The organism is uncultured Rothia sp. (assembly GCF_963507905.1).
In the GTDB taxonomy this organism is placed as follows: domain Bacteria; phylum Actinomycetota; class Actinomycetes; order Actinomycetales; family Micrococcaceae; genus Rothia.
The window spans coordinates 86928-113848 of the sequence record NZ_CAUOUU010000008.1; the positions used below are offsets into that span (position 1 = coordinate 86928).

General features: G+C 56.9%; 25 protein-coding genes and 1 rRNA gene. 18 read left to right on the plus strand and 8 right to left on the minus strand.

Going from position 1 to position 26921, the window contains the following annotated elements; translation table 11 throughout:
- Window positions 1-42 precede the first annotated feature (42 nt).
- The 3 genes from recF to dnaA form a co-directional block, all read right to left on the minus strand.
- On the minus strand, window positions 43-1272 hold the full coding sequence (gene recF, locus RQ593_RS06490) for a DNA replication/repair protein RecF (RefSeq protein ID WP_311450134.1): 1230 nt from the start codon (window positions 1270-1272) through the stop codon (window positions 43-45).
- A 114-nt stretch (window positions 1273-1386) separates the two neighbouring features.
- Window positions 1387-2511, minus strand: coding sequence for a DNA polymerase III subunit beta (gene dnaN / locus RQ593_RS06495; RefSeq protein ID WP_070832493.1), 1125 nt, complete (start codon window positions 2509-2511; stop codon window positions 1387-1389).
- 787 nt (window positions 2512-3298) lie between these two features.
- Window positions 3299-4996, minus strand: coding sequence for a chromosomal replication initiator protein DnaA (gene dnaA / locus RQ593_RS06500; protein WP_311450135.1), 1698 nt, complete (start codon window positions 4994-4996; stop codon window positions 3299-3301).
- A 570-nt stretch (window positions 4997-5566) separates the two neighbouring features.
- Between dnaA and rpmH the strand changes: the two genes are divergently transcribed.
- From rpmH to RQ593_RS06540, 8 genes are all read left to right on the plus strand, one after another.
- Complete coding sequence (rpmH, locus tag RQ593_RS06505; RefSeq protein WP_049332235.1) at window positions 5567-5704, plus strand: 50S ribosomal protein L34; 138 nt, start codon at window positions 5567-5569, stop codon at window positions 5702-5704.
- 126 nt (window positions 5705-5830) lie between these two features.
- Entirely contained in the window at window positions 5831-6208 is a 378-nt protein-coding gene (rnpA, locus tag RQ593_RS06510) for a ribonuclease P protein component (protein WP_070832498.1), read from the plus strand.
- Window positions 6205-6678 (plus strand): membrane protein insertion efficiency factor YidD, encoded by a 474-nt coding sequence (gene yidD / locus RQ593_RS06515; protein ID WP_070832502.1) that lies wholly within the window; start codon window positions 6205-6207, stop codon window positions 6676-6678. Before rnpA ends, yidD begins: the two co-directional genes overlap by 4 nt.
- A 51-nt stretch (window positions 6679-6729) precedes the next feature.
- Complete coding sequence (yidC, locus tag RQ593_RS06520; RefSeq protein WP_297604684.1) at window positions 6730-7719, plus strand: membrane protein insertase YidC; 990 nt, start codon at window positions 6730-6732, stop codon at window positions 7717-7719.
- Window positions 7720-7830: 111 nt separating this feature from the next.
- Window positions 7831-8397 carry a R3H domain-containing nucleic acid-binding protein gene (locus RQ593_RS06525; protein ID WP_070832505.1) on the plus strand — a complete coding sequence of 189 codons (567 nt, stop codon included), beginning with the start codon at window positions 7831-7833 and terminating at the stop codon, window positions 8395-8397.
- A gap of 1 nt (window position 8398) precedes the next feature.
- Entirely contained in the window at window positions 8399-9040 is a 642-nt protein-coding gene (gene rsmG / locus RQ593_RS06530; protein WP_083321769.1) for a 16S rRNA (guanine(527)-N(7))-methyltransferase RsmG, read from the plus strand.
- A gap of 456 nt (window positions 9041-9496) precedes the next feature.
- Window positions 9497-10339, plus strand: coding sequence for a ParA family protein (locus RQ593_RS06535; protein ID WP_049354148.1), 843 nt, complete (start codon window positions 9497-9499; stop codon window positions 10337-10339).
- Between the two features lie 235 nt (window positions 10340-10574).
- Window positions 10575-11873 carry a ParB/RepB/Spo0J family partition protein gene (locus RQ593_RS06540; RefSeq protein ID WP_297606256.1) on the plus strand — a complete coding sequence of 433 codons (1299 nt, stop codon included), beginning with the start codon at window positions 10575-10577 and terminating at the stop codon, window positions 11871-11873.
- A 124-nt stretch (window positions 11874-11997) separates the two neighbouring features.
- Here the strand turns inward: RQ593_RS06540 and trxA are convergent, their stop codons facing one another.
- The 5 genes from trxA to RQ593_RS06565 all read right to left on the minus strand — a co-directional run bounded on the left by trxA (window position 11998) and on the right by RQ593_RS06565 (window position 17280).
- Window positions 11998-12324 carry a thioredoxin gene (gene trxA, locus RQ593_RS06545; RefSeq protein ID WP_070648664.1) on the minus strand — a complete coding sequence of 109 codons (327 nt, stop codon included), beginning with the start codon at window positions 12322-12324 and terminating at the stop codon, window positions 11998-12000.
- A gap of 53 nt (window positions 12325-12377) precedes the next feature.
- Entirely contained in the window at window positions 12378-13412 is a 1035-nt protein-coding gene (gene trxB / locus RQ593_RS06550) for a thioredoxin-disulfide reductase (RefSeq protein ID WP_049332218.1), read from the minus strand.
- A gap of 245 nt (window positions 13413-13657) precedes the next feature.
- Window positions 13658-14848 carry a serine/threonine protein kinase gene (locus tag RQ593_RS06555; RefSeq protein WP_297606259.1) on the minus strand — a complete coding sequence of 397 codons (1191 nt, stop codon included), beginning with the start codon at window positions 14846-14848 and terminating at the stop codon, window positions 13658-13660.
- Between the two features lie 197 nt (window positions 14849-15045).
- On the minus strand, window positions 15046-16710 hold the full coding sequence (murJ, locus tag RQ593_RS06560) for a murein biosynthesis integral membrane protein MurJ (protein WP_311450136.1): 1665 nt from the start codon (window positions 16708-16710) through the stop codon (window positions 15046-15048).
- 66 nt (window positions 16711-16776) lie between these two features.
- Entirely contained in the window at window positions 16777-17280 is a 504-nt protein-coding gene (locus tag RQ593_RS06565; protein WP_005504058.1) for an NUDIX hydrolase, read from the minus strand.
- 126 nt (window positions 17281-17406) lie between these two features.
- On the opposite strand from RQ593_RS06565, the gene RQ593_RS06570 reads away from it, so the two are divergent.
- From RQ593_RS06570 to RQ593_RS06615, 10 genes are all read left to right on the plus strand, one after another.
- Window positions 17407-18831 (plus strand): CCA tRNA nucleotidyltransferase, encoded by a 1425-nt coding sequence (locus RQ593_RS06570; RefSeq protein ID WP_070687851.1) that lies wholly within the window; start codon window positions 17407-17409, stop codon window positions 18829-18831.
- Between the two features lie 191 nt (window positions 18832-19022).
- Complete coding sequence (gene rpsF, locus RQ593_RS06575; protein WP_070687853.1) at window positions 19023-19328, plus strand: 30S ribosomal protein S6; 306 nt, start codon at window positions 19023-19025, stop codon at window positions 19326-19328.
- 94 nt (window positions 19329-19422) lie between these two features.
- A complete protein-coding gene (locus tag RQ593_RS06580; RefSeq protein WP_005504055.1) occupies window positions 19423-20055 on the plus strand; it encodes a single-stranded DNA-binding protein in 633 nt (210 codons plus the stop codon).
- Between the two features lie 83 nt (window positions 20056-20138).
- Window positions 20139-20375 (plus strand): 30S ribosomal protein S18, encoded by a 237-nt coding sequence (gene rpsR / locus RQ593_RS06585; protein WP_004005948.1) that lies wholly within the window; start codon window positions 20139-20141, stop codon window positions 20373-20375.
- Window positions 20376-20395: 20 nt separating this feature from the next.
- Window positions 20396-20848 carry a 50S ribosomal protein L9 gene (rplI, locus tag RQ593_RS06590; protein WP_005504050.1) on the plus strand — a complete coding sequence of 151 codons (453 nt, stop codon included), beginning with the start codon at window positions 20396-20398 and terminating at the stop codon, window positions 20846-20848.
- Window positions 20849-21076: 228 nt separating this feature from the next.
- Window positions 21077-21382 (plus strand): hypothetical protein, encoded by a 306-nt coding sequence (locus RQ593_RS06595; RefSeq protein WP_044142258.1) that lies wholly within the window; start codon window positions 21077-21079, stop codon window positions 21380-21382.
- A 644-nt stretch (window positions 21383-22026) separates the two neighbouring features.
- Window positions 22027-22833 carry a class I SAM-dependent methyltransferase gene (locus tag RQ593_RS06600; protein WP_049326735.1) on the plus strand — a complete coding sequence of 269 codons (807 nt, stop codon included), beginning with the start codon at window positions 22027-22029 and terminating at the stop codon, window positions 22831-22833.
- 324 nt (window positions 22834-23157) lie between these two features.
- Window positions 23158-24174 (plus strand): glycosyltransferase, encoded by a 1017-nt coding sequence (locus RQ593_RS06605; RefSeq protein ID WP_246828137.1) that lies wholly within the window; start codon window positions 23158-23160, stop codon window positions 24172-24174.
- Between the two features lie 105 nt (window positions 24175-24279).
- Window positions 24280-25635 (plus strand): replicative DNA helicase, encoded by a 1356-nt coding sequence (gene dnaB, locus RQ593_RS06610; RefSeq protein WP_294629724.1) that lies wholly within the window; start codon window positions 24280-24282, stop codon window positions 25633-25635.
- A gap of 914 nt (window positions 25636-26549) precedes the next feature.
- Window positions 26550-26921 (plus strand): 16S ribosomal RNA (locus RQ593_RS06615); the annotation flags it as partial.

The following is a 26921-nucleotide window of genomic DNA, read 5'->3' on the forward strand; positions in this document are numbered from 1 at the left end:
TCGTATGTTTCACGTGAAACATGGTTTTGAGGGCGGGCAGGGTTACTCATCGCCGTCACCCTCCGCGAGCGCAGACACAGTAGACCCCTCGCTATCCACAGTAGCAACGGCAGGCTGCACATACTCGGCATGACCAGCCGTCACCGACACCAGGCGGTAGTCACCCAGCTCCTCCGGAATATCACTCAGCACCGCGCAGGTAATGAGCACCTGCTCCGCATCAGCAACCATCGCGCCCAGGCGGTGGCGGCGCGCAGAATCCAGCTCCGCAAACACATCATCAAGAATCAGAATCGGCGAAGAACCCGCCGAGGAATCATCCTCGACATGCACAAACCAGGACGCCAGCTTCAGCGCCAGAGCAAAAGACCAGCTCTCGCCGTGCGACGCGAAATGCTTCACCGGCATGCCGCCCAGCAGCAGAGTAATATCCTCACGATGCGGACCCACCAGAGTCACGCCGCGCTCAATCTCATCGCTCCGACGCTCCGCAAAACCACGCATCAAAGCCTCCTTGAGGTCCTCAATGCGCATCAGTGCCGCGTGCTCGATTGAGCGCTCGCCCATGCTCGAAAAAACAGTCGACTCGTAGTTGAAACCGACTTCCTTTGAGCCGTCCGTCAACCCCGCATAGGCGCGGCGAAGCTGCGGCAGAAAGCGCTGCAGCAGACGAAAACGCGCAGAAAGCAGCTGGGCACCCAGGGTCGATAGCTGCTCATCCCAAACCGCCAGGGTACTCAAAGCGTTCTCGTCCCGCGCCTTACGCTGCATGGACTTCAGCAGCGAATTACGCTGACGCAAAATCCGCTCATACTCGCTACGGTAGCCGGCAACCACCGGACGCAAAGAGGTCGCCAGCTCATCCACAAAACGGCGACGACCCGCCGGATCGCCCTTCACCAGCTGCAAATCCTCCGGAGAGAACAGCACCGTGCGGGCAATACCCAGCGCCTCCTTGGCACGCACCGGCGCGGCACGATTAATGCGCACGCGGTTACTCTGCCCCGGAGCAATCTCAAACTCCGTCACCGTCTGCTGCGAACCGCGCACCGTACGGGTGCGAATATAGGCGCGCGAAGCCCCCATCCGCACCAGCGGCCCGTCATGGCTCACGCGGTGCGAAGACAGAGACGCCGCATAGTCAATCGCCTCAACAATATTGGTTTTACCCACACCGTTAGAGCCCAGAAAAACCGTGACTCCCGCCGAAAGAGGCAAGCTCAGCAGAGCGTAGGTGCGGTAATCCAACAACGAAATATGGTCGATATACACCGGTGCAGCTCCTTTCGTGCGGTTCGGTTGGGGGATGGGTGCGGGCGGGCAGAAAACACAGCCCCGCGGGCTTCCTTGGGCAGAACCTTGGGAGGCGCGCGGGGCGGCTAGCTACTAGTTCGAGGGCAGGCGAACCGGCATCAGCAGGTAACGGTAGTTACGGTCGTCCTCAGCCAGCGGCTCGTCCTGACCGGAAATCACGGCGGGCTTCGGCGCATCGGTGAAGGAGAAACGCACGAACTCGGTACCGAACACCTTCAAACCATCCGACAGGTATGCGGGGTTGTACGCAACGGTGATGTCTTCACCGGACAGGTGCGCTTGCAGGGTCTCAGAAGCCTGAGCCTCGTCACCGCGGCCGGCATCAATAGCGACCGAACCCTGGGTGAACTTCAGACGCAGGGGAGTGTTACGCTCCGCCACGAGGGAGATACGACGAGCTGCCTCAGCCAAGTCGGAGGTGCGAACCACCGCGTGAATCGGGGTCTGCTCGGGGAACAGTGCACGAATGTTGGGGTAGTCGCCGTCCATCAGAACGCTGGTGGTGCGACGGGTGCCAGCGGCGAAACCAATCAGCTCACCTGCAGCGGGCAGAGCAATAGACAGCTCACCGGAACCGGAGAGGGTGCTACCCACCTCAGAGACGGTCTTAGCCTTCAGCAGCACAGCCGCCTGAACCTCGGGGTTGACCGGGTTCCACTTGATTTCGCGCATAGCCAGGCGGTAGCGGTCGGTGGCGAGCAGGGTCATGGTGTCACCGTTGATTTCCACGCGGATACCGGTCAGCAGAGGCAGAGTCTCATCCTTGGACACCGCAATCTGAACCTGCTTGACGGCCTCAGCGAATTCGGCGCCGTCCACGGTACCGGAAATTTCGGGCAGTTCGGGGAGCTCCGGGTAGTCCACGACAGGCATGCCAGCCAGCTGGAAGTTAGCGGAACGGCAGTGAATACGGATCACGGACTCATCTGCGGTGAACTCGACAGGTGCGTTCGGCAGGGAGCGGCAAATTTCAGCCAGAATCTTGCCGGGAACCAGGCAAACGCCTTCTGCTTCAACGTCAGCTGCGATGACCTGGCGGGCGCTGGTCTCGTGATCGAAGCTTGCGATGCTGACCTCACCTGCGGAGGCGGTAATCAGCAGACCGTTGAGTACGGGGGAGGTGGGACGCAACGGAAGTGAGCGTGCCGTCCAGCCGACTGCTTCGGCAAGGACATCGCGTTCAACGGTGAATTTCATCGAGAAGGCGCCTTTCACGGAATTGGAGAGTTAGGTTGTGGGCGCACGTAAAGCTTTGGGCGATAGAGCCGGAGATATCGCGTGCTCTGGTGCGCAGTGAATCTTCCGCGCGCGCGTCTATCCATCCTACCGGATTTTGTAATTACACAGAGACTCGAGGGTCGTTCCCGCAGCGAAAAATCGGGTGAGATGAGGCATGTGAGGTCGCTGTATTTTTGTAATTACAAAGAGAGGCGGAAGGTGGATCAAATCCAGTCGAAAACAGATTCGAATTAGGTGATGGTTCGGTGTTGGTTTCTCTTCTAAACCCAACCTAAGAGAGAGCGTGCTGCAACAATTCAAATCCACGAAAATCTGCATTTTCAGCAGGGGCGCACAGAAAAACCTGAACCAGACCGGCCGGTCGAGCAGAACTATTTGTTATGGGGAGGATTTTTTCTTTAAGTACAGTAGTATTGTTAACGCTTGTGGAAACGGTGGAAAACCCCATGCTTGCCTACAATGACGCGGAAGTAGCCTGTGGACATTAAGTGGAAGAATCCACCCTGCACTGAGGATGCATTGTGTATGGATATTTATACATTTCCTCGATTCCACACCTTTTGAATATTCATGCACTTAACGTCCACACGAACGCATGAGTTAAAGCACAGCTTATCCACACCCTGAAAATCCAGCTTTCCGAACCACTAAAAATGGCGGAATTCATCAAGACACCCCGCCTTACAGCGAGTAAAACACCTAGTCAAGGCGCAAAATCTGCTGTAAAGCGGGGAATCTAGAGGCTCTAGCCGGCGGCGCGCTGCTCCTGGCGGATCAAATTCGTCAGCTCAGTCACCTGATTAAAAATCGTCTGACGCTCCGCCATCTGCGCGCTCACCTTACGCACCGCGTGCATCACCGTCGTATGGTCGCGGCCGCCCAAATCGTTACCAATACGCGGCAGGGACATCTCGGTCAGCTCACGCAGAAGATACATCGCCACCTGACGCGCATTCGTGAGCGTACGGGTACGAGACTTCGACTGCATATCCTCAATGGACACATCAAAATACTTCGCCACCGTCGCCAAAACCAGCGCCGACGTAATCTCCGCACCACCGGTATCAGAGAGCAAATCCTTCAGATAGGTCTCAGCCTCAGCCAGAGTAATGGGCTCCGGCGGCTTCTTCATTGAGGCGGCAGCGCTCGCACGAATCAGAGCACCCTCCAACTCGCGAATATTGGCCGTGACATGGGAAGCAATGTATTCCATGACGTCATCGCGCACCGGCAAAATCTCGTTCTGAGCCTTCTTCCGCAGAATCGCGATACGGGTCTCCAGCTCCGGAGGCTGCACATCCACATTCAGGCCCGAACCGAAACGCGAACGCATACGTTCAGCGAAACCGGTCAGCTGCTTCGGCGGCAAATCAGAGGTAATCACGATCTGCTTCTGGTGGTTGTACAGAGCGTTAAACGTATGGAAGAACTCCTCCATCGTCGCCTCTTTACCCGCCAAAAACTGGATATCGTCAATCAGTAGAACGTCAACATTGCGGTAAATCTGCTTGAACGACGAACCCTCATCGTCACGAATCGAGTTAATGAAGTCATTCGTGAACTCCTCAGAATTCACGTAGCGCACCCGCAAATTCGGGTACAGATACTTGGTGTAGTGGCCGATCGCGTGCAGCAGGTGGGTCTTACCCAGACCCGAACCGCCGTAGATGAACAGCGGGTTGTAGACGATGCCGGGCTGCTCCGCCACCGCGAAAGCGCTCGCGTGCGCAAAGCGGTTGGACTGACCAATCACGAAGGTGTCGAAGGTGTAGTTCGGGTTCAGTCGGGCAGAGCTATCCCAGGTCGGTGCGTTTTCCGGGTCTTCATGCGGATGCACCTGCTGGGCCTCCGGTACCGCCGGGGCCTCCGGAACGAAAGTGGGTGCCGGGTACTCGCGAGGCGCCGGCACACCCGCAACAGGAGCCGCCGGCTGCTGCGCGGAGGGGAATCCGGCACGTTCCGCCTCCAAAGTCTGCAGGGAGGGGCGGGTGACCTGCTCATCGGCGGGCACCTCGTAGTGGTCAGGGCCCGGATGCGGCTCGGTGTAGTACTCAAAAGCGCGCGAACCGGCGGGCGCCTCAGGATGTGCAGAAGCCGTCGCTACCGAAGGGGTGGGCTGGTGCTCGACAGGTACCTCACGTTCACCCTGGAAAACGTCCTGACGTGCAGATTCAACCGGAACCATGGACTCATTCACATCAAAAAGCGCAGTGGTCGACGGACCAAAAGCCTCGTGCAAAGCCGCACGGAACGAAGCACTAATCTGCTCCTCAAAGACCGCACGAGTGAGCTTATTCGGCACCTCAATGATGAGGCGAGAAGAACTCATCAGTCCCTGAGGCTGCGCAAGATTCACGAAACCGCGCTGACGTGCCGTCACCGCCGGGTCGGCGGCAAGAATGGAGAGCAGATGCGCCCAGCGCGCCTGAAGGGAATCGGTCATGGAATTCTTTACTTTCACTCGATGTGAAGCGGTGGCGCAGTAAAGAAATCATGCCGGAAACCACCGCGAGGTCATTAAGATTCTACCCGGTTAATACACAGGTGGAGAAAGTTATCCACAAGAGTTTTCCACACGGTGGAAAACTTGTAATTACAGAAGTGGATAAGCGGTGGATTTAAGTGCATAGCGAGGGTTCTTCCTTGATATTCTGCGGAACGTCTCAGGAATACTGGGTTGTGGATAACTCTTCGGTGGGCGGGGGTAAGAGACTGTTGTGCACCGCGGTGGATATCGTGCCACTGTAAATATCCCCAGGTTTGTAGCCTCTGTATCAGGGGCTTCTCCACAGCCCATAAATGCACCGCAATCACCACCTCCACGGCGCAAACGAGCCTGGAATCACGCGGAAAAACGCCCCAAGAACTTGATTTACGCCCTCCACTCTTCTAAAGTTGTGCTGTTGTGTGTGCACCGCCTACTGCGAATAGTCGCGGTACCTCCGTGCACCAAGAAGCGTACGGTTCCGATACCCCGTGAGGGCACGAACCGCAAAAATCAAGGAGACAAAGTATGAGCAAGCGTACTTTCCAGCCGAACAACCGCCGTCGCGCTAAGAAGCACGGCTTCCGTCTGCGTATGCGTACCCGTGCAGGCCGCGCGATTCTGTCGAACCGCCGCGGTAAGGGCCGCGCAAAGCTCTCGGCCTAATCACGGCATATAGTTCGCCCGCCGATGCACACGCATCGGCGGGCGAACTATCATTAAGCGTGAAATACACGCGGAGGTCAGCTCAGTACACGAGCCGAATCTCCCACACTACGTAAAGGGGAACACGTGCTGCCTCAACGGCACCGTATGCGCACCAGCGCAGAATTCTCCCACGCCTTCCGTTCCGGCATCCGTACAGGACGTCGGAACATCGTTGTATCTACGGCGAAAAATCCTGGAAAAACAACCCAGGTAGGTTTCATTGTGTCGAAGGCGGTGGGCAACGCAGTCACACGCAATCTGGTGAAGCGCCGGTTGCGTGAGCTTGCCGCGCTCACCTGCGCCGCGCATCCGGAAGGGTACGCCATTGCGGTGCGAGCGCTTCCCGCCTCCGCGGAAGCCAGCTGGGATCAGCTGCGCCGCGACTACGAATCGGCACTCGAGACCACGTTCGCTAAGCTCGACCGCCCGCAGAACCGCCCGAACGACGAGGGGACATCGTGAGTCACTCTCGCTGTTCCCACCGTGAAGAACGCTTCCACGCGCATCACAGCGGCACCTACAGCGCCTCGGCTGAGACTCTGGGCCCCGACGAGCTACTGGCGCTAGCGCCTAACGAATTCGTCCGGCCAGAAACTTTCCTGCAGGCACTCTATGTTCTACCGCAGAACCTGCTGATTGCGTGCATGAAGGCCTACCGCAAGGTTGTGTCCCCCCTCTACGGGGACGTGTGCCGCTACTACCCGACCTGCTCAGCCTACGCGCTGGAGGCGCTGACCACCCACGGTGCGATGGGTGGGCTTTCCCTGACGGTGCGCCGTATTCTGCGGTGTGTTCCCTGGGCGACCGGAGGTATCGACCCAGTCCCGGAGGGGAAGCGTACTTTCGCTCCCGGAGCAGAACCGAAAATTATTCTGCTCAACCACCCCCATCTTTACACCCCTCACACCGGTGGTGACGCCCGCCCCGAGTAGGCGGCGCCTCCCACACAATGACTTAGCCGAGTCCTTAAGGAGTATTCCCGCGTGAATATTTTTGATTTGATTCTTTGGCCGTTTAAATGGATCGTCTCCGTGGTCCTGTGGCTGTTCCACACTCTTTTCACCTCGCTGGGTATGGACCCGGCGTCCGGTATGACCTGGGTTCTGTGCATTATCTTCCTGACCCTGGTGATGCGTACCCTGACCATTCCGCTGTTCGTCAAGCAGATTAAGGCTATGCGCGGTATGACCGCGATGCAGGGCGATATGGCGAAGCTGCAGGAGAAGTACAAGGGCAAGAAGGACCAGCTCTCCCGCCAGGCTATGGCTCAGGAGCAGATGGAAATGTACCGTAAGCACGGTACGAACCCCTTCGCCTCCTGCCTGCCGATTCTGGCTCAGATGCCGATCTTCTTCGGTCTGTACCAGGTGCTGATGGGCGTTCCCACCGCGGCACAGAGTAACGAGAGCGTGCTCATGCTGCCGGCTGATCTGGTGCACCAGTTCAATGACTCGCAGATTTTCGGTGCTCAGCTGTTCGCGACCATGCTGCACCCGGGTGCCGGTGACACCACCGCGACCGTTGTTCAGGCGGTCATCATGATTGTTCTGATGAGTGCGACCCAGTTCTACATTCAGAAGCAGCTGAGTGTGAAGAACATGTCGGAGGCGGCTCTGAACTCTCCGATGTTCCGTCAGCAGCAGATGATCATGTACATCTTCCCGATCATCTTCGCTGTTTCCGGTATTAACTTCCCGCTGGGTGTTATGTACTACTGGACCGTGTCGAACCTGTGGTCGCTGGGTCAGCAGTGGTGGGTTATCCGCAATAACCCGACCCCTGGTTCTCAGGCGGAGCGTGAGCTGAACGCTCGCCGTGCGGAGAAGGGTCTGCCTCCGATTGGTAAGACCCGTGAGCAGCACGAGAAGGATCTGCAGGAGGCTCGTGAGCGTGCCGCTGCGGGTCAGCGTCAGCAGCCGGTCAGCAAGAAGCGCCAGAAGCAGCAACGCAATAAGCAGAACGGAAAGAAGTAGTTTTCTTCCGTGATTCGGGCCGGGTTCTCGCCATGTGTGGCGCGGGCCCGGCGCCGTGTATGAGATACTTTTTACCCCTAGGACACCCCTCCGAACACCCTGAGGATTATCGTGACTGAAGCTATGGAATATGAGGACGAGCAGCTCGTTGAGGAGCAGCTGGTAGAGGAGCCCCTTGAGGGCGAAGAAGACGAATTTGAGGACATCGACGAGGAAGGCGATATCGCCGCTGATTACCTCGAGGAGCTCCTCGATATTGTCGATATGGACGGCGATATTGATATTGAGGTGCGCAATAATCGCATCTACCTTTCGGTCTTCAATGACGATGATGACAATGAGGAACTGCGCCACCTGGTCGGCCGCCACGGCGAGGTTCTGGAGGCGCTGCAGGAGCTGGTGCGTCTCTCCGTTCTGGCCGGTAACGGCACCCGTTCCCGCCTGATTCTGGATGTTGCCGGTTACCGTGCTGAGCGTCGTGAACAGCTGGAGAAGATTGCTGCTGACGCTATTGAGAAGGTGCGCGCTACCGGTCGTGATGAGCACATGAAGCCGCTGAGCCCGTACGAGCGTAAGGTCGTGCACGATGTGGTCGCTGCTGCTGGTCTGTACAGCGAGTCTGAGGGTGAGGGCCCTCGCCGTCACGTGGTGATTTCTCTTCCCGAGGTAGGAGCCTAGTATGGAAACTTCGATGGTTGCTCTCAATGAGAGTGAGCGCGCCGCCGCGGAGGCTGTGTTTGGTGAGCGTCTGCCCCTGGCTGAGCGCTACGTGCAGCACCTGGCGACGACCGGTATTGAGCGCGGTCTGATTGGTCCGCGTGAGGTGCCGCGCCTGTGGGCTCGCCACGTGCTGAACTGTGCCGTGGTGCAGGAGTACATTGCTCCGAACGCTTCGGTGGCTGATGTTGGCTCTGGTGCCGGTCTGCCCGGCCTATGCCTGGCGATTGCTCGTCCGGATCTGAAGCTGACCCTGATTGAGCCTCTGGAACGCCGTGTCATCTGGCTGAATGAGGTTGTCGAGGATCTGGGACTGGAAAACGTGACCGTGCTGCGCTCGCGTGCTGAGCAGGCTGTGGGCACTGTTGAGGCTGATGTGGTGACTGCGCGTGCCGTGTCCGCCCTGGTGGGCCTGCTGGACATCACCCTGCCGATTCTGCGCGGCACCGGCGAGCTGCTGGCTCTGAAGGGTCGTAGCGCCGCTGAGGAGATTACTAAGGCGAAGAAGAAGCTGAACCGCTACGGTGCGCGTGAGACTGAGATTCTCACCGCCGGTGGCAACCTGCTGGAAGAGCCGACGACGGTGGTTCGAGTCCGCCTCTAAAGGTTTCGTCTCAAATGGGCGGTACCGCAATGAGCTAGTGAATATGCTGGCTTACGCGGTATCGCCCATTTTTTGTGCGCAGGTTTGCCAGGGCATGGTGAGTGCGTGTATCCGCAGAGTACATAGAATGACCTCTCGCGTGGAGTATTGACCTGATGCCGGGTACCCTTAAGGAAGGATTGAAACCTTAGACTCTTCTACATCAAAGCCTGATGGTACAGTAGGGCACTGAGCCCTTCAGAACCATTCGGGTAGCACCAATGTTTCACGTGAAACATTGCAGACTTCATCACCTCGCGGAGTATGTTTCACGTGAAACATGTCGGGAATGAGTAGTGGCAGGGGAGTAGGGGAGTAGACCCGCCTCGCGCACAAATACCGCAGAGTATTGCCACACGCGAGGCATCAGACGAAGCATCACCGTAGACACACCACCCGGAATATGGAAGGCACCCGATGACTCCTCAAGCTCAGAAATCTGCTGCAGATTTGCTCCCCAAGCCTGTGCATACGCGTGTCTTCACCGTGTCGAACCAGAAAGGTGGCGTGGGTAAAACCAGCACCGCCGTGAACCTCGCAGCCGCGCTCGCGGAGGCTGGACTGAACGTCCTGGTAATCGACAACGACCCGCAGGGTAACGCCTCGACCGCACTGGGCATTGAGCACGGCGTGGATGTTCCCAGTGTCTACAACGTTCTGATTGAGGATAAGCCGCTTTCTGAAATTGTTCAGGAATGCCCCGACATGCCCGGTCTGTTCTGCGCCCCCGCCAATATCGACCTTGCGGGCGCGGAGATTGAACTGGTCTCCCTGGTGGCACGCGAGACTCGCCTCAAGAATGCCCTGATGGACTACACCGAGTGGCGCGAGAAGCAGGGCATGGAACGCCTGGACTATGTCTTCATCGACTGCCCGCCGAGCCTCGGCCTGCTGACCGTCAACGCCTTCGTTGCGGCAGAAGAGATTCTGATTCCGATCCAGTGCGAGTACTACGCTCTGGAAGGTCTGAGCCAGCTACTGAAGAATATTCAGATGATTCAGAAGCACCTGAACTCCAAGTTGCGCATCAGCACAATCCTGCTGACCATGTACGATGCTCGTACCAACCTGGCATTCCAGGTCGCAGAGGAGGTGCGCGAGCACTTCCCGGAGGAGACTCTGGGGGTCAAGATTCCTCGCTCGGTTCGTATCTCTGAAGCTCCCAGCTATCAGCAGACCGTCATCACCTACGATTCTTCGTCGACTGGCGCTCGCGCCTACCGCGAGGCGGCACAGGAGCTCTCGCGCCGATCCGCATAATCTAAATCTTTTGAAATGAGCCCTTTTGGATTGTCTATTGATGATTCAAAAGGGCTCATTGTGTACGGTATTTTCTGGGCGAAACACGAGTAAACAGCCTTAGAGAATTAATTATTGGGAATAATTTGGATTATGCGCCGTGCAGTTTTCGCTCCTGCTTTCGGGTGCTTATTTCGTTTACACTAGATGAAGAAGAAAAATGAGCGGGCTCGTCCGGGAGTCCTAAGGAGTAACGATGGCTGAAAAGCGACGCGGCTTGGGTCGTGGCCTGGGGGCGCTGATCCCTCAGAGTACGAAGAATTCTGGTAATGCTGAGGCGAAGGCATCCGAAAATACTGCTGCAGCAAAGACTGCACCCAAGAAGGTAACTGCTCCGATTGAAGAGCCGATGACTGACGGTCTCTTCGAAATGGCTCACGAGGCCAAGCCGGAGAAGCACCGCAAGAGCACTAAGACCGAGGCTGTAGAAGCTAAGCCTGCTGACTCTGCGCCCGCTCAGGAGAAGCCGGCTCCTGTCGAGAAAGCGGAGGAAAAGGTAGAAACCCCCGCCTCCTCGCAGGATGTTTCACGTGAAACATTGAAGAAGAAGTCCCGCGTGGACATGGGGGCGGCTCTGCGTAACACCACCCTGACTCGCCGCCCGGTGGACTTCTTCTTTGGTGAAGATATCTCCACCCCGCAGTCTGCTTCCGAAGAACAGAGCGGTCTGGTTCCGGTTCCCGGTGCCCAGTTTGCCGAGCTGAATGTTCGCGATATTCACCCGAACCGCAAGCAGCCCCGAACCGATTTTGATGAGCAGGACATGGAGGAGCTCATCCACTCGGTGCGTGAGATTGGCGTTCTGCAGCCGATCGTTGTGCGTCCCTCGCGTGAAAACGGTGCCGAAAAGTATGAGCTGGTTATGGGTGAGCGCCGCTGGCGTGCAACCCAGGCGGCTGGTCTGACCACTATCCCCGCGATTGTTCGTGAGACTGAAGACGGCGACCTGCTCCGTGATGCCCTGCTGGAGAACCTGCACCGCAGCCAGCTGAACCCTATTGAAGAGGCGGCGGCATACCAGCAGCTCATGGAGGAGTTTGATACTACTCAGGAGCAGTTGGCTAAGCGCATCGGTCGTTCTCGCCCCCAGATTTCAAACACGATTCGTCTGCTGAAGCTACCGGCTCTGGTGCAGCGTCGCGTTGCGGCGGGTATTCTCTCCGCCGGTCACGCGCGTGCCCTGCTGGCTCTGACCGATCAGGCGCAGATTGAGACTCTCGCGCAGAAGATTGTGAATGAGGGCCTGTCGGTTCGTGCAACCGAGGAGCTGGTGAACCACGCATCCGGCGCCGCGGAGGTGAGGGAGCGTAAGGCTCCTCAGCCTCAGAAGCACCGTGAGCGCCTGGACTACATTGCGGAGGCTTTCGCGGATAAGCTCGATACTTCGGTGAAGATTTCGCTGGGTGCTCGCAAGGGTAAGATGACCATCGAGTTTGCTAATGTTGAGGATCTGAATCGCATTATCCGCGTTCTGGATTCTGATTTCTCCGGCTAGAACCCGGGCTAAATTTTCATATAAAACAACATTTAGCAACTGAATTCAGTTGTATATATAAAAAACCCTCGGTGATGTTTCACGTGAAACATCACCGAGGGTTTTTCTCTAACTTCTCGAAAGATTAGCCCAGGTGCTCGGAGAACTCAGCCAGCAGAGCGGACTTGGTCTTGGCGCCTACGGTCTTCTTGACGACCTCGCCACCCTTGAAAAGGTAGATAGCGGGGATAGAGGTAATGCCGTACTTCATGGCGGTATCGCCACTTGCCTCAACATCCACCTTGACCACGTCGACGCGACCAGCGTACTCGCCGGCGATCTCGTCAATTACAGGGCCAACCATGCGGCAGGGGCCGCACCATTCAGCCCAGAAATCCACGATAACGGGCTTATCGTTCTTCAGAACCAGTTCGTCAAAAGTGGCATCAGTTGCCTGCTGTGCACTGCTCACGGAGTGCTCCTTTCTGGCACGGGGCGGATTCCCCTGCGAGTAATACGAATAGTTTAGAGGTTTTCGAGGTAGTGCTGCGCGTCCAGGGCGGCAACAGCACCGGAACCTGCAGCAATAATTGCCTGGCGGTAGGTCGGGTCAATCACGTCACCTGCAGCGAAAACGCCGGGAACGGAAGTCTTCGAGGAACGACCCTGAACCGCGATGGTGTGGTTCTCGGTAATCTCCAGCTGATCGCGCACCAGTTCCACGCGAGGATCGGAGCCAATAGCGATGAACAGACCCTGAACAGCCAGCTGGCGCTCAGAACCGTCCTTGGTGTTGGTCAGGGTGATTGACTCGAGGTTGCTCTCGCCGTGAACGGCGGTGACAGCCGAGTCCCAGACAACCTCAATCTTCGGGTTGTTGAACACGCGGGTCTGCATGATTTCCGAAGCACGGAAAGAGTCGCGGCGGTGCACCAGGTACACCTTGGATGCGAAGGTCGTCAGGAACAGCGCCTCCTCCAGCGCGGAGTCGCCGCCACCGACCACTGCGATTTCCTTGTCCTTGAAGAAGAAGCCATCGCAGGTTGCGCACCAGGAGACGCCATAACCGGAGAGTCGGTCTTCGCCCTCGATGTTGAGCTTACGGACCTGAGAACCGGTGGTCATGATGACGGTCTTCGCCAGGTGAACGGCGCCGTCTGCGGTGTAGACCTTCTTCACGTCGCCGGTGAGTTCGACCTTTTCTACGTCCTGGTAGCGGATGTCTGCACCGAAACGCTCAGCCTGCTGACCGATGTTCTCCATCAGCTCGGGGCCCTGGATGCCCTGAATGAATCCGGGGAAGTTCTCCACCTCGGTGGTGTTCATGAGGGAGCCGCCGGGTGCCAGGGAGCTGGCGAAGAGGACGGGCTTCAGCTCGGCGCGTGCCGCATAGATTGCTGCGGTGTAGCCGGCGGGGCCGGAGCCCACAATAATGACGTTGTGGACGGTTGCGTCGGCCTCAACCTCGGCTGCCGGTGCGGCTTTGGTGGCGGGTGCGGATGCGAGGTTCAGATTGCCTAGGGCGGAGCCTCCGAAGAGGCCTCCCAGATTCTCAGTCATCAGATATATCTTTCCGTTGTAGGTCTTTCGTTCTGCCCCTATAACAGGGCTTTATTCTCGATTATTCCATTTTTTGGGGACCCTTATCCAGATACTCCGCGCACTGTGAATCTTTGAGTAGCGGCCCTGCCATAAAGAGTCATAAATGGACATCAAAAGGGCGGGGCTTCCGAACCGTTGAGTTCAGAAGCCCCGCCCTTGTGTTTGGGGTGCGAGCGCCCTGTTGGCGTCACGTTATAGGTTGATTAGTCCACCTTGATTTCGTTGATGCGCAGACCGTAACTCCAGTTTCCAATGGGCAGGGAGAGGCGGGGCAGCTCGTTGACCACGATAATCACGTAGGCGCCCTTTTCTGCGCTCTGCTTGGAGGTGTCCAGGGTAACGACCGCGTCCTTACCTTCGAAGGTGCCCTTGCCGACCTCAACTGCGCCGCTCAGCGATGCGGAGCTGTTGGTGTAGACGGTGAAGGAACCGCCGGTGCCGGTGGTCTGCTGGATGGTCAGCTTGGAGACGACGGTGGGGGTCTGCAGCTTCAGTGCCAGGCCGAATTCCTTGATGGTGCCGGCGTAGTTGGCGGTGCCGAAGCCGTAGCTGATCCATGCGGTGTTGGCGTTACCATCGGTCAGGTTGGGGATAAGGGTGTCCATGTCGTTCATGAACGTGGGGTCCGAAGGTGCGAAGCGAGCCACGGACGCAATCTTAGCCGGTGCGTTCGATGCCTTAGCGGTCGGGGATGCCGATGCGCTGGCGCTTGCCGCAGCCGATTCGGATGCCGAGATAGAGGACTTGGGGGTGTGCGGTGCGGCTGCCTGGTTGGAGCCGATAGCGCCTAGGGAGGTGAGGATACCGCCTGCGACGATAACGAGCAGCAGGACGGCTGCCAGTGCGACGGCCCAGGTGCCGCGGCTGCCGTCCTCTTCGTCCTCGTCGTCTTCGTAGATGCTGGTGGGTTCGGAGTACGCGGTGACGGCTGCGCCGTCGGATGCATTCCAGTTCTTGGCGGCGGTGATGCTCTCCTGGTTGGCGGTGGAGGAGGAGACCTTCTCGTAGGTGTTGGGGGAGCTGCCGCTTTCGGAGTCGCCGAAGATTTCGGTGCCCAGTGCGTCTTCTGCGTTGGAGAGTGCGTGGTTTTCGACCAGCAGGGTGTCCAGCAGGGTGTCGGGGCGGGTGTGGGAGGTGACGAGGTAGCGGCTACCTTCGGGGGTGATGCCCAGGTCGAGGATCTGGATGTTGCCGCGTGCGTTGGTTGCGAGCGCGCGGGAGTTTGCTTCCAGCAGTGCGCTGCGGTTGGGCGATGCGACGACGACCGAGACCTTACGGTTGAGAATCTGGTCGGTGCCTTCAAGCACCATGTCGGATTCTGCCGTAATGATGATGTGTGCGGTGATCTCGTAGCGGCCTCCGAGGACCGATCCGACCGGAATCTGTTGCGACAACGTGTTCTCCCGAGGTGGTTTCATAGTGCCTGCCGTGTGGCGGGCCCTGACTATTAGATTCTACCCGGCATTGAAGGATGCTGGGGCTGAGTGATAGTTTGTGGCGTCCGGGCGGCTGCCTGCGCCTTCTGTGGGCCCCGGTGTGGGGTGTAGAAGGCACAGGCGGCAGCTACCCGGTTTGTGCGTTGTGCGCTGCTTTAGCGGCGGGCAAAACGCTCAAGTTTGGAGGTGAGGGGTGCCAGTAGTGCGTTGGCTTCCTTGACGCGGAAGATCTGCACGCCGGCGAGGTATGCGAGGCCCATGACGGTGCCGCATACGGCGAGGGTGATGATGGCGGTGATCTTGGATGCCCATGCGAATCCGTCGAGCTGGTAGCCGCCGAGCAGCCAGAGCGCAATGGCTGCGATGCCGCCGGCGAAGAGGGATGCGAGGGTGGTGCGTGCGTAGGTGCTGACGATGCCTCGCTGGCCGTAGTAGCCGAGGCGGCGGCGGACCATGTGGTGGCTGATGAACAGGATCAGGATGTTGTGCACCGGGTAGATGAACGCGAGCATGTACACGGTGTACTGGGCGTCGAGCAGGGATGCTGCGAAGCTCATGATGACCATGATGATGGCGGAGTACACCTGGATGCGGAAGGGGGTGCGTGCGTCTTCGCGGGCGTAGAGCACGCGGCTGTAGAGGTAGTTGATGGTGAGGGTTGGGGTGCCGAGCGCGGTGATGACGATGAGCTTGGCGATGATGGTTGCTGCGATGGGGTCGCCGCCGCTGAAGAGCACTGCGATGGGACCGGCCAGCACGATGAGTCCGACCATGCAGAAGACGGTGGCTACGGCTGCGTTGCGCAGGCCGTGGGAGAGCGCGTAGATGACGCTGTCGCTGTCGTCTGCGATGGCGGAGGCGCTCATGCGGTTGAAGAGCACGGTGGCGATGGAGATGCCGATGACGCCGTGCGGGAGCATGTACAGCATGGAGGCGTAGTTGAGTGCCTGCAGACCCGGAATCTGGATGCCGAGGGCGGCGTAGTGTTCGCGCTGGCCGACGATGCCGGCGGCTACCTTGGTCATGTAGAGGAACGCGAGGTTCGAGATGATGCCGGAGGCGAGGGTCCAGGCGGCGAGCTTCGAGGCTGCACGCAGGCCGATGCCGCGCCATGCGAAGTCGGGCTTGAGGCGCAGGCCGAGCTTGCGCAGGGGGATGAACAGGACGAGTGCCTGCATGATGACGCCGAAGGTGGAGGAGCCTGCCAGTACAAGGGTCTGGGCGTTGGTCCAGCTTGCTACGGTGTGGATGGGGTGGGGGTTGGGGGTCTGTGCGCCGAAGAGGAAGATGAAGAGGAATAGCGACAGGATGGTGATGACGTTGTTGAGTACGGGCGACCACATGTAGGCGCCGAATGCGTCTTTGGCGTTGAGGACCTGTCCGATGACGGTGTAGAGGCCGTAGAAGAAGATTTGGGGTAGGCACCAGAGGGCGAAGATGAAGCCGAGCTGCCGTTGTTCGGGGCTCCATCCTGAGCCCATGATGCTGATGATGGGCCAGGCGCAGGCGACGGTGATGAGGGTGATGAGGCCGATTGCGGTGACGGTGAGGGTGACGAGTTTGGAGATGTATCGTGCGCCGCCGTCTTGTGCTTTGGCCGCCTTGATGATTTGCGGTACGAGGACTGCGTTGAACACGCCGCCTGCTACGAGGACGTAGATGAGGTTGGGTAGGGTGTTGGCGGTTTCGAAGACGTCGCCGACGGTTGAGAGTGAGCCGATGGCTACGGTGAGCAGGATGGTCTTGACGAATCCGAGGATGCGCGAGACGAGGGTGCCTGCTGCCATGATTGCGCTTGAGCGGGCGTCGTTACGTGCCACGTATGTCTCTCCTGTTTCGGCGGGTGATTGCTTCTTTTAGTTTTTGGGGCTCTATTTAACGGGTGTTTAGAGCTGGGTGGTGATGTATTCGCGCGCGCTACGGGCGATGTGTTGCTCGTTGGCGAATGAGAGGCGGGTGGGGAGCTCTTCGAGGGGGACCCATGCGACGTCGATTGCTTCGTGGTCGGGGTCGTTGTCGATGCTCAGTTCGCCGCCGGTTGCTGCGAAGAGGTAGTGGTGCACGGTTTTGTGGATGCGCGTGCCGTTGGAGGTGAACCAGTAGGCGATGGTGCCGAGGGAGGCTACGGGGTAGCCGGTGATTCCGGTTTCTTCGCTGATTTCGCGTTGTGCGGCTTCGACGGTGGTTTCGCCGTGTTCGATGTGGCCTTTGGGTAGGCACCATTCGCGTTGTCCGTTGCGGTTGATGCGGGCGATGATGGCTACGGGTAGCTGTTCGGGTCGGTCAAAGTCGATGATGAGCCCGCCTGCGGAGACTTCTTCGGGGGCGGGTACCGCTCGCGCGGGCGCGGTGAAGCGCGTTTTGGGGGCGCGGGGTACGGGAATGCTCATGGTTCTACCTTAACCGATATGTGAGGGTTTGTGTGTCTCGGTTTGGGGTGAGATAGCTGTCTTTGGTGGGGTGTTGTGGGTGTGGGGTGGGCGCGTGGGTGGTTTTTCTGGCACGATTAAAGGATTATGTCGCTGTTTATTGATGTTGTGTCGAAGTACCCGGATGCCGCCGAGCTGGGAGAACTGTACCGTGCGGCGGGTTTTGAGCTGTACTTGGTGGGCGGTATTGTCCGCGACAATCTGCTGGATGATGGCGGCCATTTCACTGATTTTGATTTGACGACGGATGCTACTCCGGAGCAGAGTGAGCAGATTCTGCGTGGGTGGGGTGAGCATACGTGGGATATCGGCAAGGAGTACGGCACGATTAGTGCGCGTAAGAATGGCGTGGTGTATGAGGTGACCACGTACCGTGCTGAGGTGTATGTTTCGGATTCGCGTAAGCCGACGGTTGAGTTCGGTACGGACCTGAGTGCCGACTTGGTGCGCCGTGATTTCACGATTAATGCGATGGCTGCGGCTTTGCCCAGCGGCGAGGTTGTTGACTTGTTTGGTGGCGTTGAGGATTTGCGTGCGGGTGTTTTGCGTACTCCGCGCTCGCCGCAGGAGTCTTTTTCTGAGGATCCGCTGCGTATGATGCGTGCGGCTCGTTTTGTTGCGCGTTTTAATCTTGAGGTTGCCCCGGAGGTTTTCGAGGCGATGCGCGAGATGGCTGGCCGTATTGAGATTATTTCGGCTGAGCGTGTGCGTGATGAGCTGGTGAAGCTGATTGAGGCGGATTATCCGCGGGTGGGTTTGAACCTGCTGGTGGATACGGGTCTGGCTGATTATGTGTTGCCGGAGCTTCCTGCGTTGCGTATGGAGATGGATCCGGCGCATCACCATAAGGATGTGTATGCGCATTCGTTGAAGGTGATGGAGCAGGCGATGGAGAAGGAGACGGGCGAGGATGGCCCGTGCCCGGCTCCTGATTTTATTCTGCGTTTTGCGGCGTTGATGCACGATATTGGTAAGCCGAAGACTCGTAAGTTTGAGAAGGACGGCTCTGTCTCGTTCCTGCACCATGAGGTGGTGGGCGCAAAGATGGTGAAGAAGCGTATGCGTGCGCTGCGTTTTGATAATGACACGATTAAGGCTGTGGCTCGTCTGGTGGAGCTGCACATGCGTTTCTATGGTTACCGTGAGTCGGGTTGGACTGATTCTGCGGTGCGCCGTTATGTGCGTGATGCGGGGGATCAGTTGGAGCGTCTGCATCGTGTGTCGCGTTCTGATGTGACGACTCGTAATCGTCGTCTGTCGCGCTCGCTGGCTGAGGCGTATGACGATTTGGAGCGTCGTATTGCTGAGTTGGCTGCTCAGGAGGAGCTGGATGCGATCCGCCCGGATCTGGATGGCGGTCAGATTATGCAGATTCTTGGTATTGCGCCGGGCCCGGTGGTGGGTGAGGCGTATAAGTTCTTGTTGAATTTGCGTCTGGATGAGGGTTCGCTTCCTGAGGAGGAGGCGAAGGCTCGTCTTTTGCAGTGGTGGGAGCAGCGTCGCCAGGCGTAGCTTCTGCGGTTTTTCGGTGCCGCATCGCATGGTTGAGCTCACGCGGTGCGGTACTGTTCTATCTGCTTTTTCTCGTGTATTGTTAAGAAATCTATGCGTGTTCCCCACCCGGTGTGCTTCACGTGTAGAGCACAATGAATCTCCTGCTATGGAAATCCCATAGCCGTTTAGCCCAAAGGAGGGGTTTAATCATGCGTGCATATGAACTGATGGTTATCCTCAGCCCCGAGGTTGAGGACCGTGCGGTTGAGCCGTCGCTGTCCAAGTTCCTCGAGATCGTGACCAACGAGGGTGGTTCCATCGACAACGTCGATATCTGGGGCCGTCGTCGCCTGGCTTACGAGATCCAGAAGAAGTCTGAGGGTATCTACGCAGTGGTGAACTTCACCTCTACCCCCGAGACCGCAGCTGAGCTCGATCGTGTTCTGAACCTGAACGAGTCCGTCATGCGTACCAAGATCATCCGCCCGGAGGATCAGAAGATCTCCAGCAAGTAGTTGGTCTTTCCGGTCGGCTGACCCCCTAAAAATGTCAGGGGGTTGCGCTGTACTGGATTCAACATACTTGTAACTCTTATCGAGGAGGCATCAAATGGCAGGCGATACCGTTATTACCGTTATTGGTAATCTGACTGGCGATCCGGAGCTTCGTTACACCCCTGCGGGTGCGGCGGTTGCTAATTTCACGATCGCATCGACTCCGCGTACTTTTAACCGCCAGACGAACCAGTGGGAGGATGGGGAGACCCTGTTCCTGCGTGCGTCGGTGTGGCGTGGTTACGCTGAGAATGTTGCAGAGACCCTGAAGAAGGGTACTCAGGTTATCGCGCAGGGCCGTCTGAAGTCTCGCTCGTACGAGACCAAGGAAGGCGAGCGTCGTACCTCGTTTGAGCTTGAGGTCGAGGAGATCGGCCCGACTCTGCGTTTTGCTACTGCTCAGGTGACTCGCGCACAGCGTTCTGCCGGAGGTAATAACTTCGGTGGCGGTGCGCAGGGTGGCTTTGGCGGTGGCGCTGGGTACAACGCTGCTGCTCAGGGCGGTTTCTCCGCTCCTCAGCAGAACAATTTTGCTGCTGCTCAGGGTAATGGTTACTCTGGCCAGTCTGGCTACTCCGCTCCGGCTGCTCCGGCGGCCCCCGCAGCTCCTGCTGCTGATCCGTGGAGTTCTCAGTCTGGTGGTAACTATGACTGGGGTAGCGGCGCCGACGACGAACCTCCGTTCTAAGCCGGTTTCGTTTTCCGAATAGTAATTTATCAATCCATCCCGCGGTTATCCGCCGCGGGCTCCCAACTCTAAGGAGCACCACGATGGCTAAGGCTGAAATCCGTAAGCCCAAACCCAAGCAGAACCCCCTCAAGGCTGCTGACGTCACCGTTATCGACTACAAGGACGTCGCACTTCTGCGCAAGTTCATCTCCGACCGCGGCAAGATCCGCGCTCGCCGCGTGACTGGCGTGACCGTTCAGGAGCAGCGCAAGATCGCTCAGGCTATTAAGAACGCCCGCGAAGTTGCACTGCTGCCCTACTCCGGCGCTGGCCGCTAAAGAGAAGGAGAGACAGTAACATGGCTAAGATCATTCTGACTCAGGAAGTTTCCGGCCTCGGTGCAGCTGGCGATGTTGTCACCGTTAAGGACGGTTACGCACGTAACTACCTGCTGCCCCGCGGCTTCGCCGTGACCTGGACCCAGGGTGGCGAGAAGCAGGTTGAGTCCATCCGCGCCGCTCGTGCGGCTCGTGCTAAGGCTTCTCTGGAAGAGGCTCAGGCAATTGCTGCGTCCCTGGCTGCTAAGCCGGTTGTCGTTGCACACAAGGCTGGCGCTGACGGCCGCCTGTTCGGTACCGTCAAGGCTGAGGCTATTGCTGAGGCTATTGAGGCTGCTGGCATTGGCTCCGTTGACAAGCGCACCATCCACCTGGGTTCCGCTATCAAGCGCACCGGTGAGTACAAGGTGACTGTCCGCCTGCACGCTGACGTTGTTGCTAACGTTGTCCTGGACGTCGTTGCTGCTGCGTAAGTAGATTTTTAGATATTTGACGCTGGTGCTTTGATGCTGCGGCGTTGAGTGTCGGACGGGGTGTCCCTCTTCGTGAGGGGCACCCCGTTTGTTGTATTCGCTCCTGTACATGTTTCACGTGAAACATTGTTTTTGGAGGCTGAGAATATGTGTTGTGCTACAGAAGGATTGGTGGTTAGAGCGGGTGCGACTGCGAAGTACGCCAATTGACCCCGTAGACTGGTAGACATGGCTCGATCTTTTTCACGTTTGTCTTCTAGCGCTCAGCTTCTGTCCACAGGTGTGGTGTTGGAGTGCGTCAATTTGCTGCTGTGCGCTCTAGCGGTTATCCCATTTGCGGACGCGAATGTTGCTACTGCTCTTCTGCTTCTTTTGCTGGTAGTTGGCGGCCTTGCATCCAGTGTTGCGCTGGTGTGCGCGCTGGTGGGTCTGGTGAAGTTCCGTCAGTACCGCGTGGCCAATATTTGCTTGGCGGTTATTTCTGTAGTGGCTAACCCGTTGGTGCTGCTGGGTCTGTATATGGCGGCTTATTAGCCCGGTTTAGAGTCCGCAAACTGCACAATATCAAAGCTCTCAGGGTTCTGTTGGTTTTCTCCCAGCTTGTTTCCAGCGAAATTCAATCCTCCCATAAGGTTGGGGGTGTTTACTATAAGTGTTGGTTCGAGAGGACTGCGATGTGAATGTGTGTGTTTCGTGTAGCGGGGTCGCCCGCTAGCGAAAGAAGGATGGCAAGGCAAAAGCGCCTTGCCTTTCTTCTTTTAACGCGACGTGTAGTTTCCGCGTGAAATCCGGGGTGCTGCATCCCGATGTTGAAGAAAAATCTATTCCCAGCTTTCTTACAGCTTTAACCTACAGGGAATAAAGGTTTACGCGTAATACTTTATATAGATGGTTCGAGAGGGCCATCAGAAAGTTGGACTTTCCTTGCGGAAGTGGCTCTGATTTTCGTATGTATGTGTGTGTGATGAGACTGGGGTTGGACCGAGAGGTTCAGCTCCAGTTTCTGTTTAATCTCTAGGGTGTGCAGCAAGGGTGGCTGTAGTGGTGTTGCGGCATGCTGTAACAAAGGGCAACCACACTTCTATATAACGTCACATTTCCTTTCTTGGGGTGGCGGGTCTAGAATTGGGAAAGATAAATTTTGCATATTAAATACAAGTATTGAGGAGTTGTCTTCCGTGTCTAAGACCCCTTCCGTTCCCGGTACCGACCGCCCCGCCGAAAAGGCAGCTGGTCACTGGCTTCTGGCTCAGCTGGGCAAGAAGGTTCTGCGCCCCGGCGGCCGCGAGACCACCAACTGGCTGCTGGCTCGTGCTCTGGGTGGCGACATTGACGTCGTGGAGTTTGCGCCGGGCCTGGGTATTACCGCCCTGGAGATTGTGAAGCGTTCCCCCAAGAGCTACACCGGTGTGGATCTTGATCCCAAGGCTGCTGAAATTGTGACCGAGCGTATTGGCGCATCGACTAAGCCGAACTACCGTGTGGTGAACGCTAGCGCTCAGGAGACCGGTCTGCCCTCGGAAAGCTATGACGCCGTGGTGGGCGAGGCGATGCTGACCATGCAGACCGATAAGCACAAGCTGGAGATTATGCGTGAGGCGGCTCGTCTGCTGCGTCCGGGCGGTTACTACGCTATTCACGAGATGTCGCTGGTTCCCGATTATCTGCGTCCTGAGCTGAAGGAAGAGATTCAGAAGGATTTGGCGCGTACTATCCGTGTGAATGCCCGCCCGCTGACTGTTGCCGAGTGGACTGCTCTGGCGGAAGAGGCTGGCTTTGAGGTGCTGGATGTGTACCAGACCGATATGGCTCTGTTGGAGCCGAAGCGTCTGCTGGCTGATGAGGGTCCCGCTGGCGTTGCGAAGATTGCGTTCAACCTGGCGCGTAAGCCGCAGATTCGTGAGCGTGTGTTGGGTATGCGCGGTGTGTTCCGCCGCCACGCAGACCACATTGGCGCTATCGGTCTGATTCTGCGTAAGAAGTAAGACAGAATCACACCGCAAAGCTTATACAGCGAAACGGAGCCCCAGTATTCCTCTCTATCCGAGGGAATACTGGGGCTCCGTTTTACACTGGTGAGGTTATGAGTCGCAGATTCGGCTCAGTCACGTGTGCGCCTGCCGGAGTTTGTTATGAGCCGTATTCTTTTCTCTCCCGAAAGCTTTAATATGGGTGAAACCACGCGCTGTATTGAGATAGCGCGTGTGGCTCGGGAGCGAGGTCATACGGTCTTGTTCCATGTGTATTCCCCTAAGTACTTGGGACTGCTGGAAAATGCGGGGCTTCCTGTGCATCTTCGCGAGCCAATCATGAGCGATGCTGAGGCGGAGCAGATTATGGCGCTGGATCAGGGCAGGGGAGTGCGGCATCCTTTCACGACCGATATGGTGCGTCGGCGGGTAACCGCTGAGCTCGCGGCTATTCGTGACTTTAGCGCGGATGCTGTGGTGATTGGTTCTAACCTGACGATGCTGCTGTCTGCGCGTATTGCGGGTGTCCCTATTTTCTATGCGCGCCCGTACGCTTACTCGTCGACGTATTTTTCGAAGAAACCTGTAGGTGGCGAGCTTGCGGCACCGGGGTGGTTGCGTGCGGTGGCTCGGGTGTTTTCGTATAAGCCGGCTTCTTTCACCCGTGTGGCACGTGAGCATGGGCTGATGCTTCCTCGCCGTACTGTTGATATGCTCAGTGCCGACGTGAATCTTATCTGTTCTCTGTTTACGCAGCTGCGCGGGGATTCTTTGGTAGAGCCCGATGTTAGTGTGGGTCCTATTTATTACCGTGCGCCCGGTGAACTGCCGCAGATTGTTCGCGAGCACAGGGAGCGGCCACTGATTTACGTGGGAATGGGCTCATCTGGATCTGCAGATATTTTGGTGCAGGTGCTGCAGCAGTTGTCAGCCGCTCCGGTGGATGTGCTGGTCGGCGGAGGGGTGCAGCTCTCGGATACCCATCTGTTGGGTAGCAACATCCATTTCGCAGGGACTGTCCCGGCGCATCTGCTCGCCGACCATATTGATGCCTCGATGACCCACGGCGGTGAGGGGACGGTACAGACGGCGTGCCTGGCGGGTGTGCCGTTTGCCGGTATTGCGATGCAGGCGGAGCAGAGCTGGAATATTGAGGAGTGCGTGCGCTACGGTAACGCCCTGCGTTTCACGAAGAATGATGTGCGCCGCGGCAATATGCGCGATATTCTGGACCGTCTGCTCAGCGATGAGGGCATGCGCGCTAGGGCGCGGCAGCTGGGTGAGGTAATGCGTACTATGGATGGCGCGGCGCTCGCCGTTGAGAAGATTGAGGATTATCTGCGCGCTCCCCGTTAGGCGTGTATGTGTTTCGCGTGTGCCTTCGTGAGAAACTAGCATAGGAGTTCTGCAGAAATTGTTTCTGGAACGTCGTAGATATCGGATTGAAACGCGAGGATAAGCATGTCTGAAACTGCCATTGATTATGGTTCCCGCACTATGCCTCATGATGATGTGGCTGAGCAGTCGGTGCTTGGTGGCATGCTGCTGTCGAAGGACGCTATTGCCGATGTGGTTGAGAGCCTGCGTGCGTCTGATTTCTATAAGCCGGCGCACGAGACGATTTATGAGGCGATTCTTTCTCTCTATGGTCACGGTAGCCCTGCGGATGCGATTACGGTTGCTGATGAGCTGAAGAAGCGCGGCGAGCTAACTCGTGTGGGCGGCGCGGCCTATATTCATACGCTGATTGCGTCGGTTCCGACTGCTGCTAACGCTCAGTATTACGCTGAGATTGTTAAGGAGCACGCGATTATGCGCCGCCTGATTGAGGCGGGTACGAAGATTGCTCAGCTGGGTTACGCCAATGAGACTGAGGTCGATACTTTGGTGGATCAGGCGCAGGCTGAGATTTATGCGGTGACTGATGGTAACGCGAAGGAAGATTACGTGTCTTTCTCTGAGGCGTTGGAGGAGACCATCAATGAGATTGATGCGAACTCGAACCGCCCCGATGGCGTGTACGGTGTGCCGACTGACTTTATTGAGTTTGATGAGCTGACCGGTGGTCTGCACGGTGGCCAGATGATTGTTATTGCGGCTCGTCCGGGTGTGGGTAAGTCGACTCTGGCTCTTGATATTGCTCGTTCTGCGGCTATTCATCATCAGATGACGACTGTGTTTTTCTCGCTGGAGATGAGTCGTACTGAGTTGGCGATGCGTGTTCTCTCTGCGGAGGGCAAGATTTCGATGGGTCGTCTGAAGAAGGGTGACCTGGATACTGAGGGCTGGACGAACTTGGCGACTTTGCAGGGGCGTATTGATTCTGCTCCTCTCTTTATTGATGATTCGCCGAATATGACTCTGATGGAGATTCGTGCGAAGTGCCGCCGCCTCAAGCAGCGTAATGATTTGAAGCTTGTGGTGCTGGACTACCTGCAGCTGATGAGCTCGGGCAAGAAGGTTGAGTCGCGTCAGCAGGAGGTGTCGGAGTTCTCTCGTAGCCTGAAGCTGTTGGCTAAGGAACTGGATGTTCCGGTGATTGCGCTGTCTCAGTTGAACCGTGGTTCGGAGCAGCGTACTGATAAGCGTCCGATGGTTTCGGATTTGCGTGAGTCGGGTTCTATTGAGCAGGATGCGGATATGGTGATTCTGCTGCATCGTGAGGATATGTATAACCCGGATAGTGAACGTGTGGGTGAGGCGGACATGATTATTGCGAAGCACCGTGGTGGTCCGACTCGTACTATCCCGTTGGCGTTTAGCGGTAAGTACTCGCGCTTCAACAATATGGCGAATGAGGCGCCTCCCCAGTACTAAAGCTTCAGCACTAAGCGTTTCAGTACTACGCTTCAGTACTCTGTAGCTGTACCCCTCTTCTTCTATTCTTTGCAGGATGGAAGGGGAGGGGCTTTTTCGTATCTATAGGTATGGGCACCCAGGCGCAGGGTGAGGAATCGTGCAGGGCTAGGAGACAAGCGCAGAGCATGGGAATAGGGGCTGCAGAGGGGTCTAGGGAAGGCATTCTGCGAGGGTTTGAGTGGTTTCTTCTGTGTTTATGAGGTTTTTTGGAAGTTTTTTAAAGATTTTCTGGCACTCATAAAACGTCCTGACTAGGCTTTTTGGTGCCCGAGAGGGTGTTTGAGACCCTTACAGAGTCGTACTTGTGGTCTACTTCACCCTATTTCGGGTTGCAGACCCATTTCGGCATCTGTATAGTTGTATGAGTCGCCGCGGCGAGGAGGAAAAAACGAAGAGTTTTCTTCGGTGTTTCTCCTAGTCAGAGGCGGTTGAATGACTTTCAATTGTATAGTGTTTTGGTTTCTTGCTTGAAGGAATTTCGGGTTGCCGGTTGGTGATGTTGGAAGAGTTTAGGAAAGAAACATTGTGGTGTGAATCACGGAAAACGGATTTGCATGGCAAACGAAACGCTGGTATAGTTGATTGAGTTGCCGCGGGAACGCGGTAACACAACGAAATAACATGAATGACCGTTCAACGGTAAGACATCCTTCGATTGAAGGGGTCAAGGTGTTGAATCGGTGTGTTGCTTGAGAACTCAATAGTGTGCTTTGTTCAATAAAATCACCGAATATGGTGATGGAAACTGAAACTAATACCAAATATTTATTTATTTGATAATCATTGAATGGTTTCAAAAAAGTCAGCTTGAGTCACGCACCCCCGTGTGTGATTCGCTGTTTGAGATCAGATTATCGAACTTTTCTATTTTTTCAACGGAGAGTTTGATTCTGGCTCAGGACGAACGCTGGCGGCGTGCTTAACACATGCAAGTCGAACGATGAAGCCTAGCTTGCTAGGTGGATTAGTGGCGAACGGGTGAGTAATACGTGAGTAACCTACCTTTAACTCTGGGATAAGCCTGGGAAACTGGGTCTAATACCGGATACGACCAATCTCCGCATGGGGTGTTGGTGGAAAGCGTTATGTAGTGGTTTTAGATGGGCTCACGGCCTATCAGCTTGTTGGTGAGGTAATGGCTTACCAAGGCGACGACGGGTAGCCGGCCTGAGAGGGTGACCGGCCACACTGGGACTGAGACACGGCCCAGACTCCTACGGGAGGCAGCAGTGGGGAATATTGCA